The 11519-nt window shown below is 43.3% G+C and carries 9 protein-coding genes; 7 read left to right on the top strand and 2 right to left on the bottom strand.

All coding sequences use genetic code 11. The features are described from left to right. The first annotated feature begins 22 nt into the window (after positions 1-22). From ACLS0A_RS03145 to priC, 5 genes are all read left to right on the top strand, one after another. Positions 23-724 carry a YggS family pyridoxal phosphate-dependent enzyme gene (locus ACLS0A_RS03145; protein ID WP_416082422.1) on the top strand — a complete coding sequence of 234 codons (702 nt, stop codon included), beginning with the start codon at positions 23-25 and terminating at the stop codon, positions 722-724. 85 nt (positions 725-809) lie between these two features. Continuing rightward, positions 810-1217, top strand: a complete 408-nt coding sequence (gene gloA / locus ACLS0A_RS03140) for a lactoylglutathione lyase (protein ID WP_416082423.1) — start codon at positions 810-812, stop codon at positions 1215-1217. A 93-nt stretch (positions 1218-1310) separates the two neighbouring features. Continuing rightward, positions 1311-1958, top strand: a complete 648-nt coding sequence (gene rnt, locus ACLS0A_RS03135; protein ID WP_035685289.1) for a ribonuclease T — start codon at positions 1311-1313, stop codon at positions 1956-1958. Positions 1959-1998: 40 nt separating this feature from the next. Beyond that, positions 1999-3357 carry a Na+/H+ antiporter family protein gene (locus tag ACLS0A_RS03130; protein ID WP_035685164.1) on the top strand — a complete coding sequence of 453 codons (1359 nt, stop codon included), beginning with the start codon at positions 1999-2001 and terminating at the stop codon, positions 3355-3357. A gap of 94 nt (positions 3358-3451) precedes the next feature. Then, positions 3452-4033, top strand: a complete 582-nt coding sequence (gene priC / locus ACLS0A_RS03125; protein ID WP_416082424.1) for a primosomal replication protein PriC — start codon at positions 3452-3454, stop codon at positions 4031-4033. A 73-nt stretch (positions 4034-4106) separates the two neighbouring features. On the opposite strand, the gene fabB is transcribed toward priC, so the two are convergent. Beyond that, a complete protein-coding gene (fabB, locus tag ACLS0A_RS03120; RefSeq protein WP_416082425.1) occupies positions 4107-5327 on the bottom strand; it encodes a beta-ketoacyl-ACP synthase I in 1221 nt (406 codons plus the stop codon). A 157-nt stretch (positions 5328-5484) separates the two neighbouring features. Here fabB and mnmC point away from each other — a divergent pair, with 157 nt between their 5' ends. After that, positions 5485-7515, top strand: a complete 2031-nt coding sequence (mnmC, locus tag ACLS0A_RS03115) for a bifunctional tRNA (5-methylaminomethyl-2-thiouridine)(34)-methyltransferase MnmD/FAD-dependent 5-carboxymethylaminomethyl-2-thiouridine(34) oxidoreductase MnmC (RefSeq protein WP_416082426.1) — start codon at positions 5485-5487, stop codon at positions 7513-7515. A 58-nt stretch (positions 7516-7573) separates the two neighbouring features. On the opposite strand, the gene metG is transcribed toward mnmC, so the two are convergent. Then, complete coding sequence (metG, locus tag ACLS0A_RS03110; RefSeq protein WP_416082427.1) at positions 7574-9625, bottom strand: methionine--tRNA ligase; 2052 nt, start codon at positions 9623-9625, stop codon at positions 7574-7576. Between the two features lie 191 nt (positions 9626-9816). On the opposite strand from metG, the gene apbC reads away from it, so the two are divergent. Beyond that, positions 9817-10941 (top strand): iron-sulfur cluster carrier protein ApbC, encoded by a 1125-nt coding sequence (gene apbC / locus ACLS0A_RS03105; RefSeq protein ID WP_416082432.1) that lies wholly within the window; start codon positions 9817-9819, stop codon positions 10939-10941. The last annotated feature ends 578 nt before the right edge of the window (positions 10942-11519 follow it).

The raw sequence follows: 11519 nt of genomic DNA, 5'->3' as shown, positions 1-11519 counted from the left end.
ATAGGATATAGGTAAGCCCACAATGACAATTCAACAAAATTTACAACAGGTGCAAACACAAATCCAACAAGCGTGCGAGCAAGCTCAGCGAGCCAGCACGGATATCACTCTATTGGCGGTGAGCAAAACCAAGCCCGTAGAAGCCATTTTGGCAGCCTACCAAGCGGGACAATGTCAATTTGGCGAAAACTATGTGCAAGAGGGGGTAGAAAAAATTCAGCATTTTGAGGGGCAAGGTTTCGATCTCGAATGGCATTTCATCGGGCCGTTGCAATCAAACAAAACCCGTTTAGTGGCGGACCATTTTGATTGGATGCAAACCCTCGATCGTGCCAAGATTGCCGATCGTCTTAATGATCAGCGTCCCCACTACAAAAAACCGTTGAACGTGCTGATTCAAATTAATATTAGCGATGAAAGTAGTAAATCAGGCATTCAACCTGCGGAAATGCTCGATTTGGCAAAACACATCAAAAATCTACCGCACTTATGTTTGCGTGGCTTAATGACGATCCCCGCCCCAACGCAAAATATCGCTGAGCAAAAGCAGGCCTTTAGCCAAATGCAACAGCTTTTCCAACAATTAAAAACCGCGTTGCCCGAATGTCAAATTGACACCCTTTCAATGGGAATGTCAGACGATTTAACTGCCGCCATTGAATGCGGTGCGACAATGGTACGCGTTGGCACGGCGATTTTCGGCGCAAGGGACTATAGCAAATAAGTGAAATTTAAGACAAAACTCTGTAATGCTTTTTCCCCCTAATTATGGCATAATGCCTAAGATTTTTTGCTGATTGGAGATGATTATGCGAATTTTACATACAATGTTACGCGTGGGCGATTTAGATCGCTCGATTAAATTTTATCAAGATGTGTTAGAAATGCGTTTATTGCGTACCAGCGAAAATCCAGAATATAAATATACCCTTGCCTTTTTAGGTTATGATGATGAAGACAAAGCCTCGGTGCTTGAGCTAACCTACAACTGGGGCGTACACGAATACGATCTAGGCAATGCTTACGGGCATATCGCTATTGGGGTGGATGATATTTATGCCACTTGCGAAGCCGTTTGCCGAGCAGGCGGAAAAATCACTCGTGAACCGGGCCCAGTAAAAGGCGGCAAAACAGTGATTGCCTTCGTGGAAGATCCTGATGGCTACAAAATCGAATTTATCGAAAACAAAAATGCACAAGCCGGATTAGGCAACTAAGTTAAAATAAACGGTTAAAAAGTGCGGTGGAAATTTTCGCAAATTTTACACCGCACTTTTTATCTCACCTTTGATCTGATAGTCCATAATGTTATGACAACAAGCGAACCCATTAATTATAATTTGCTGAAAAACCGCTTTCGTGGCTACTTGCCCGTGATTATTGATGTAGAAACCGCAGGCTTTAACGCAAAAACTGATGCGTTACTTGAAATCGCCGCTATTACGGTAAAAATGGACGAAAATGGGTTCTTATTGCCCGATCAAAAGTGCCATTTTCATATTCAACCTTTTGAAGGGGCGAATATTAATCCTGATTCACTCAAATTTAACGGCATTGATATTGATAACCCCTTGCGTGGTGCGATTTCGGAAAATATCGCCATTAGTGAATTATTCAAAATGGTGCGTCAAGCACAAAAACAAGCGGAATGCCAACGTTCCATTATCGTGGCACACAATGCCACTTTCGACCAAAGTTTTTTAATGGCGGCGGCTGAACGCGTGCAAGCCAAGCGTAATCCATTCCACCCCTTTGGAATGTTTGACACCGCCACATTAAGCGGATTTATGTTCGGTCAAACGGTATTGGTGAAAGCCTGCCAAGCGGCGAACATTCCTTTTGATCATAAACAAGCGCATTCCGCTTTATATGATACAGAACGCACCGCAGAATTATTCTGTTATATGGTGAACCATCTCAAACAATTAGGTGGTTTTCCGCACCATATCGCGGAATAAAGTGCGGTCTTTTTTTCATTATTTTTATAAGGACTATGCAATGTTACTCTCAAACCCTGTTGTGATTTCGATCATTGTCTTGTTAGCCCTGAGCCTGTTGCGGATCAACGTGGTGATCGCCTTGATTATCTCCGCCTTAACCGCCGGCTTATGCAGCAGCCTGACAATGAGCGAAACCATTCAAACTTTCACGGGCGGCTTAGGTGGTGGTGCTGAAGTGGCGATGAACTACGCCATTTTAGGGGCTTTCGCCGTTGCCATTTCTAAATCAGGTATTACCGATCTCTTGGCATTCAAAGTGATTCAAAAGCTCGGACGCACTCCAAGCGGGCTTTCAATGGCGAGTTTCAAATATGTGATGTTCGCCGTGTTATTAATTTTTGCGATGTCATCACAAAATGTCATTCCTGTGCATATCGCGTTTATTCCTATCGTAATCCCACCGTTACTTGCTATTTTCAATAAACTCAACATTGACCGCCGTGCGGTGGCTTGTGTGCTAACCTTTGGTTTAACCGCCACCTATATGCTCTTGCCTGTTGGCTTCGGGAAAATCTTTATCGAAAGCATTTTAGTGAAAAACATCAACCAAGTGGGCGAGCCACTGGGTTTACACACCAGCGTCGGCGAAGTATCTCTCGCGATGGGCTTGCCTGTGATTGGAATGATTTTAGGCTTACTCACCGCCGTATTCATCACCTATCGCAAACCAAGAGAATACGCTGTTGATGACAGCCACCTCACAACCGAAGAGATTGAGCAACATATCGCCAACATCAAACCTTTCCACGTTATCGCAAGCCTTGTTGCGATTGTGGTAACTTTTGGGCTACAACTTTTCACCGATTCCACCATTATCGGCGGCTTAGCGGGCTTAATCATTTTCGCCGTCTGTGGCATTTTCAAATTGAAAGAAAGTAACGACATTTTCCAACAAGGCTTACGCTTAATGGCGATGATCGGCTTTGTAATGATCGCCGCCTCAGGCTTCGCTGCGGTAATTAACGCAACGGGCGGCGTTACCCAATTAGTGGAAACCTTCAGCCACGGACTGGGGGCAGATAACAAAGGCTTAGCCGCATTATTAATGTTAATTGTGGGCTTGTTTATCACAATGGGTATCGGCTCATCATTCTCCACCGTGCCGATTATCACCTCCATTTATGTGCCACTTTGCTTAAGCTTAGGCTTCAGCCCTTTAGCCACCGTTTCCATTGTGGGCGTGGCAGCGGCGTTGGGTGATGCGGGTTCGCCTGCTTCCGACTCCACTCTTGGACCAACTTCAGGGCTAAATATGGACGGCAAACACGATCACATTTGGGATTCTGTTGTTCCAACCTTTATTCACTACAATATCCCATTGATTATCTTCGGCTGGCTTGCTGCGATGTATCTCTAAGCATTTTTATGCGAAAAGGGCATCACAAGATGTCCTTTTTTATGCGATAATTTCCGCGCTACCCAATCTCACTAAATCAATACTGAACGGAAAAATGAACAAAACTCAACTCATTCAAGCGTTGCGCCAAAAAATTTCGCAATGTTATCAGCAATATCCAATGCCGGATACGGAAAAAATTTATGCAAAATTTGACCGCACTTTATTTAGTGAAGATTTCCAGCTATTCAAATTTTATCGCGCAGAATTAGACAACACCCTTGCTCAAATCGCACGTTTGCAAGAAAACGAACAGGCTCAATGTCAATTTTATTGTGAAAAACTGCTTGCCCAATTGCAAGCCTTGCTAGATGCCATAAAACAACAGAAATCGAGAAAAACAGCGCAGCGTAATCCAACAAAAGCGCTACTCACCGCAAAGGATAAGCAACAACACGCCATTCATCGCCTGCCACCAAGAGAACGCTTAGAAAAATATTACGAAGCCCTGCAAGCCTTAAATGCAAAAATTGAGCAACAACAAGATCAGTATTTTCAAGCCCAAGAAGAATTGGAAAAACAACGGCTCCAACAGCTCATCGCACACACCCAACAACGCCGCTCACGCTGTTTGGAATCCATTGAATTATTGGAAGGATATTTAGCTTTAGAACAGTCGCAAAAGAATGACAAATAGCTCAAATGCTAACAATGATTGAATATAAAAAAACGCTTTCTCACTGAAAGCGTTTTTTATTATTTGGCTTGGTTTATTTTGTATAACGTCTAAACACCAATGTTGCGTTTGTGCCGCCGAAACCAAAGCTGTTTGACATTACGGTATTTAAGCCCGCATTTTCTTTGGTTTCTGTTACGATGTTCATGCCTTCCGCTTGTGGATCGAGGGTTTCGATATTAATGCTTGGGGCGATGAAATCGTTGTCTAACATTAATAAAGTGTAAATGGCTTCGTGTGCGCCTGCAGCACCTAATGAATGGCCTGTCATTGATTTGGTTGAGGAAATAGCCGGTTTCTTATCACCGAAAACATTTTTGATCGCACCTAATTCTTTCACATCACCCACTGGCGTTGACGTACCGTGTACGTTGATGTAGTCGATGGGGGTATCTACCGTTGCCATTGCTTGTTTCATACAACGTTCTGCACCCTCACCGCTTGGTGCAACCATATCATAACCATCAGAAGTTGCACCATAGCCTACGATTTCCGCATAGATTTTTGCACCACGCGCAAGGGCGTGTTCTAATTCTTCAACCACAACCACAGCGCCACCACCTGCAATCACGAAACCATCACGGTTTGCGTCATAAGCGCGCGAAGCTTTTTCTGGGGTGTCGTTATATTTGGTGGAAACCGCACCCATTGCGTCAAATTCTGTGGCACATTCCCACGATAATTCTTCTGCACCGCCAGCAAAAACGATGTCTTGTTTGCCTAATTGAATTAATTCTAAAGCGTGGCCGATACAATGTGCAGAAGTGGCACAAGCGGAGCTGATACTATAATTCACGCCACGGATTTTGTAAGGGGTGGCTAAACAAGCTGATACACTTGATGCCATCGTTTTGGTTACCGCATAAGGGCCAACGGCTTTCACACCACGCGGACCACGCACGGCATCACAAGCGATAAGCTGATTATGTGCAGAACCTGTACCTGCGCCAATCACCAAACCTGTGCGATCGTTAGAAACTTGTTCTTCTGTTAAGCCTGCGTCTTCAATGGCTTCTTTCATTGAAAGATAAGCATAAGCCGCCGCATCGCCCATAAAGCGATAAACTTTACGATCAATCAATTCTGAAGGTGTAATTTTGAGCGTACCTGCGATATGGCTACGCATACCCATTTCCACAAATTCTGGCACTAACTCAATGCCTGATTTACCCGCTTTTAATGAAGCTAATACTTCTTCTTTATTGTTACCAATACTGGAAATGACACCGAAACCAGTAATCACCGCTCTTCTCATAGATTATTCCTTTTGAGTTGAAAGAGTAAAAAATACAGTCGGTCGCTAACTTACTACGAAATGAAAATATTGCAAGCATTTCTTGGAAGGTTCGACCAATCCCGAAAATTTCGCTATTATAGCAAACTCAAGTAGCACAACAAAGATGCCAGCAAAGATGTTTAAACTTAATCACGCAGAGATTTATTTTAATCAAGAAAACACGCCCGTTTCCCACCAATTTGATGATGTCTATTTTTCTAACCAAGACGGTTTGGCGGAAAGCCGTTATGTCTTTCAACAAGGAAATGCGCTGTGGGAACGTTGGCATCAGTTTAACCAAGGGCATTTTGTGATTGCCGAAACTGGCTTTGGCACAGGGCTGAATTTTTTTGCTGTTACCCAACTTTTTCGTCAATTTCGCCAAGCCAATCCGCACAGCCCTCTAAAACGCTTGTTTTTTATTTCTTTTGAAAAATATCCGCTCAATCCAACACTGCTTGCCCAAACTCATCAGCCTTATCCTGAATTTGCCGATTTCAGCACGCAACTTTGTCGCCATTGGCAGCCGATGATCACAGGCTGTCAGCGTTTTCATTTTGCCGAAACCACGTTGGATATTTGGTTTGGTGAAATTGCGGATAACTTACCGCAACTTGGCGACTATATGCAAAATCGCATTGACGCGTGGTTTTTAGATGGTTTTTCGCCGAGTAAAAATCCGCAAATGTGGAACGAACAGCTTTATAATGCAATGTTTGATTATTGCAAACCTAACGGCACGTTTGCCACTTTCACCGCTGCAAGTGCGGCGCGAAAAGGGCTAGAAAATGCAGGGTTTAGCGTGCATAAACGTAAAGGCTACGGTAAAAAACGGGAATGTTTAGCGGGTATGAAACCAGAAAATTCCGCAAAAAATCACCGCACTTACGCGATTTTAACCCCTTGGTATTTGCCACAAGCAGTTCAAATGAATGAAACGCAAGACATCGCCATTATCGGTGGCGGCATTGCTTCTGCCTTTACCGCACTTTCTTTATTGCAACGTGGTGCGAATATCACGCTTTATTGTGAAGATGAGCAAACCGCGCTCAACGCGTCAGGCAACAAGCAAGGGGCATTTTATCCGCAGCTGAGCGATGATGATGAGCGTAACATTCGTTTTTATATTCACGCGTTTTTATATGGGCAACAGCAACTGCATTGGGCGATTGAGCAAGGCATTGAATTTGAACGAGATTTTTGCGGCGTGGCGCTCTGCGCTTATGATCATAAAAGTGCGGTGAAATTAGACAAAATTTCTCACTTAGATCTGCCCGGAACCTTATTTCAACGCCTTTCTCAAGCGGAGTTGAGCGAAAAAGTCGGTTTGCCACTGCCTTGCGATGGGGCATTTATTCCGCAAGGCGCTTGGCTTGCACCTCGTCAATTCGTGCAAAATTTATTTGCTTATTTACAAAAGCGTGGCGTAACGATAAAAACTTCGCAAAAAATCACCGCACTTTCTCAACAAGGTGAAGGCTGGCTGCTGACTAATTCACAGGGTGAAACCTTTTCTCATCAGATCGCCATTATTGCTAACGGGCATAAGCTCAAAGACTTTAGCCAAACCGCACAACTGCCTGTTTATCCCGTGCGTGGGCAAGTGAGCCAAATTCCTACCACAGCACAGCTAAATCAACTTAAAGCGGTGCTTTGTTATGACGGCTATCTCACCCCTGCAGATCAAGAACAAACCAGCCATTGCATAGGTGCGAGCCACGTTCGTGATAATCAAGATCGTCAATTTAGCCAACAAGAACAGCAAGAAAATCAGCACAAAATTCAGCAAAATCTTTCGGGTGTGGAATGGGTGAATGAGATTGATACCTCAGGCAACTTGGCGCGTGTTGGCGTGCGTTGCTCCGTGCGTGATCGCATTCCTATGGTGGGCAACGTGCCAGATTTCACACAGCAAGTAGAAGACTATAAAAATCTCTTTAATCTGCGCCGCCGCAAACAACCTATTCCGCCAGCGGCAATTCATCACAATCTTTATTTAATCGGCGCATTAGGCTCAAGGGGACTCACGTCTGCGCCTTTGCTTGGCGAAGTGTTGGCTTCATTAATTTATGGCGAACCTTTGCCGTTAAATGAAGATATTTTGCATCAGCTCAGCCCAAATCGCAGCTGGATAAGAAAATTGCTGAAAGGCACGCCGGTAGCATAAACAAAAAGGCGAACATTAGGTTCGCCTTTTTTCTATTTTCTACCGTAATTTGCGATTATTATTTCACGCGCGCACCTGCTTTAGCGCCAGAATCCACATCAAGCAAGAATAAATCTGCACCGCCTGTGCCTGCAGAAAGGATCATCCCCTCAGACATTCCAAATTTCATTTTGCGTGGTGCAAGATTGGCGACCATAATCACCATTCGCCCTTCTAGATCTTCTGGTTTGTTGTAGGCTGCTTTAATGCCCGAGAACACTTGACGCTGTTCCACGCCTAAATCTAGGATAAATTTCAATAATTTATTGCTTTCGGGCACGGCTTCGCATTTCAGTACTTTGGCAACACGCAAGTCTAATTTGGCGAAATCATCAATGGTGATGGTTTCTTCAAAAGGCTCAAAATCTGCTGCATTTTGTACCGCACTTTTTTCTGTGCTACTTTGCGGATTAAGTTGAGCATTTTCCGCTTTTGATGCTTCGATCATTTGCTCAATTTGCTTCATATCTAAACGAGAGAACAAGGCTTTAAACGGCGCAATTTTGTGAGCAAGCAATGGTGTTGCAAGGTTATCCCAAGTAATTTCAGTCTGTAAGAAAGCTTCAGCACGTTCGGCTAATTGGGGTAGCACAGGTTTTAAGTAACCGATTAATACACGGAATAACTCAATACCCATTGAGCAAACTTGTTGTAACTCTTGCTCGCGACCTTCTTCTTTTGCAATGACCCAAGGGGCTTTTTCATCAATATATTTATTGGCTTTATCCGTTAATGCCATAATTTCACGAATGGCTTTGCCGAATTCACGGTTTTCGTAATAAGCTGCAATGTGATCCGCTTGTGAAGTAAATTCTGCGAATAAAACAGGATCTTGCAAGCTGGCCGCTAATTCCCCAGCAAAACGTTTTTGGATAAAGCCTGCATTGCGTGAAGCAAGATTGACTAATTTGTTTACTACATCGGTATTTACGCGCTGTACAAAATCTTCCAAATTGAGATCTAAATCGTCAATGCGGTTGCCTAATTTTGCCGCATAGTAGTAACGTAAATATTCGGGATCAAGGTGTTTTAAATAGGTTGCCGCTTGGATAAATGTACCGCGAGATTTCGACATTTTCTCGCCATTCACCGTAACATAACCGTGTACGAAAATATTATCAGGCTTACGCAATTCCGCTCCGTCTAACATCGCTGGCCAGAAAAGGGAGTGGAAATACATAATGTCTTTGCCGATAAAATGATACAGCTCAGCTTGGCTGTCTTTATGCCAAAAACTGTCAAAATCAATGTTGCCTTTACGGTTGCACAGATTTTTGAATGAAGCCATATAACCAATCGGCGCATCAAGCCAAACATAGAAATATTTGTTTTCTGTGCCCGGGATTTTAAAGCCGAAGTAAGGTGCATCACGAGAAATATCCCATTGTTGCAGCCCAGCTTCAAACCATTCTTGCATTTTGTTCGCCACTTCTTGCTGCAATGAACCAGAGCGAATCCACGCTTTCAACATTGCTTCAAAACTTGGTAAGTCAAAGAAAAAATGCTCACTTTCTTTCAACACAGGCGTTGCTCCCGATACCGTAGAACGCGGATCGATTAATTCCGTTGGGCTATAAGTAGCAGAACAAACTTCACAGTTATCGCCATATTGATCAGGGGATTTACATTTTGGACAAGTGCCTTTAACGAAGCGATCAGGCAAGAACATCTGCTTTTCAGGATCGAATAATTGCGAAATAGTACGGCTTTTGATAAAACCATTTTCTTTTAATTTATTGTAAATGCTTTCTGCTAGCTCGCGATTTTCTTCGCTATGGGTTGAATAATAATTATCAAAACTAATGTTAAAGCCTTTGAAATCTTCAACGTGTTTTTGTTGCACGTCAGCGATTAACTGCTCAGGGGTAATGCCCATTTGATCGGCTTTAAGCATAATTGGCGTGCCGTGCGCATCATCAGCACAAACAAAATAAATTTCGTTGCCACGCATACGTTGGAAGCGCACCCAAATATCGGCTTGGATATGCTCAAGCATATGTCCTAAATGGATCGGGCCGTTTGCATAAGGCAATGCGCAAGTGACTAAAATTTTACGAGGTGAATTTGACATTATCTGTTACCTTTATCATCAGAAAAATTGTGCCGAATTTTACCTTATTGGCGGTATTTTTTCCAGTTCAAGGCGGTTTATCTCAATTTATACTTAACAGCACCGCCTTGCCGTGTTTAAATATACCCACAAATTTACTCAACTATTCTCTAACCATTTACTTAACAGCGACTTAACAATAGGAAATAATGATGAGCATTCATTTTTCAGCGAATTTAAGCGAGGCCCAACAAGCCGAAATTCAACAATTATTCCAACAATTTCAACACCCTAGCTTACAACGTGATTTAATCACCCTTAATGCGATCAAAAAAGTAGAGCTAGGCGCAGGCGTATTACGCATTGAAATCACAATGCCTTTTGCGTGGAACAGTGGTTTTGAACAATTAAAAGCAGCGCTAACCAATGCGCTAGAAAAAATCACCCAAGCCACAGAAGTAAAATGGGTACTGAACTACCAAATCGCCACCTTAAAACGTGCCAATAATCACCCAGCGGTGAAAGGCATCAAAAATATTATTGCAGTAAGTTCAGGCAAAGGCGGCGTGGGCAAATCCACTGTTTCCGTCAATTTAGCGTTAGCCTTACAAGCACAAGGCGCAAAAGTTGGCTTGCTCGATGCGGATATTTATGGCCCGTCTGTCCCCCATATGCTTGGCGTGGCAGATCAGCGCCCGACTTCGCCAGACAACAAACATATTAACCCTATTGAAGTGTATGGATTACGCACCAACTCCATTGGCTATTTGATGGAACCTGATAACGCCACCATTTGGCGCGGCCCAATGGCAAGCAGTGCGCTAAGCCAGCTTTTACAAGAAACCTTATGGGCGAAAGACGGTGTGGAGCTAGATTATTTAGTGATTGATATGCCACCCGGCACAGGCGATATTCAGCTTACGCTCTCACAACAAATCCCTGTAACTGGCGCGATTGTGGTTACCACACCGCAAGATATAGCCTTAATTGACGCGATTAAAGGCATTTCAATGTTCCAGCGTGTTTCTGTCCCTGTGCTTGGCATTGTGGAAAATATGTCTGTGCATATTTGTAGCAACTGCGGCCATCATGAACCTATTTTTGGTACAGGCGGAGCAGAAAAAATGACGGAAAAATATCAAGTAAAAGTGCTGGCACAACAGCCATTACATATCCGCTTGCGCGAAGATATGGATAACGGCAAACCAACAGTGATTTCCGCACCAGACAGCGAAATTGCCCAATCTTTCCTACAACTCGCCGAAAAAGTTGCGAGCGAACTTTATTGGCAAGGCGAAATTATTCCAAGCGAGATTTTATTTAAAGCGGTGGAATAAAAAATAACATAAACGAAAAGAGCGGTGGTTTTTCACGGAGTTTTAAGTGGTTAAAAATTTGTGGAAAACCACCGCTCTTTATTATTTGGTTCTTTATTGTTGGTTAAATGCTTTAATGAATAACGGGTTTCGCCGTTGGCGACTTCCTTTCTTTTGCTTACCCAAAAGAGAGTAAGCAAAGAAAAGAACCCCGATCATCGCCAAATTTCTTTCACTTCCATACTGCGTTATTTTGTCTTGCCGTACTGGCGTACTGTCTTCGACAAAATGTCTTGTCTGTAAGTGAGAAATTTGACGAACTCACTTTTCCCTCATTCCAATAAAATTTTCTTAACGAAAAATCAGCCTGATGTTCGCTTCGCTGCGTTCAGGCGTTACTTTTCTAAAAATTTTATTTTCATTCGGGCGGTTTGGACGGGGGAATGGGGGGCTGAATTTTAAAGTGCGGTGTTTTTTTGGGGGGATTTTTCAGGCGGAAGTAGGGCTATCTCTGATATTGACAAAATAACAATCCGCACGTAAAACGTGCGGTTTTTAGGCTACCCTATAAGGGCCTAGGACTTCACATGCCCCTCAAA

Source organism: Avibacterium volantium (genome assembly GCF_049366555.1).
GTDB lineage: Bacteria > Pseudomonadota > Gammaproteobacteria > Enterobacterales > Pasteurellaceae > Avibacterium > Avibacterium volantium_A.
Note: the sequence above shows the minus strand (reverse complement) of the source record. Positions and strands in the feature narration are given on the sequence as shown.

Excerpts from the sequence above, each read along its gene's own strand:
- metG (WP_416082427.1), bottom strand. The coding sequence starts at position 9,625 with ATGTCAAATTCACCTCGTAAAATTTTAGTCACTTGCGCATTGCCTTAT.
- ACLS0A_RS03145 (WP_416082422.1), top strand. The coding sequence starts at position 23 with ATGACAATTCAACAAAATTTACAACAGGTGCAAACACAAATCCAACAA.
- fabB (WP_416082425.1), bottom strand. The coding sequence starts at position 5,327 with ATGAGAAGAGCGGTGATTACTGGTTTCGGTGTCATTTCCAGTATTGGT.
- gloA (WP_416082423.1), top strand. The coding sequence starts at position 810 with ATGCGAATTTTACATACAATGTTACGCGTGGGCGATTTAGATCGCTCG.
- rnt (WP_035685289.1), top strand. The coding sequence starts at position 1,311 with ATGACAACAAGCGAACCCATTAATTATAATTTGCTGAAAAACCGCTTT.
- ACLS0A_RS03130 (WP_035685164.1), top strand. The coding sequence starts at position 1,999 with ATGTTACTCTCAAACCCTGTTGTGATTTCGATCATTGTCTTGTTAGCC.
- mnmC (WP_416082426.1), top strand. The coding sequence starts at position 5,485 with ATGTTTAAACTTAATCACGCAGAGATTTATTTTAATCAAGAAAACACG.
- apbC (WP_416082432.1), top strand. The coding sequence starts at position 9,817 with ATGAGCATTCATTTTTCAGCGAATTTAAGCGAGGCCCAACAAGCCGAA.
- priC (WP_416082424.1), top strand. The coding sequence starts at position 3,452 with ATGAACAAAACTCAACTCATTCAAGCGTTGCGCCAAAAAATTTCGCAA.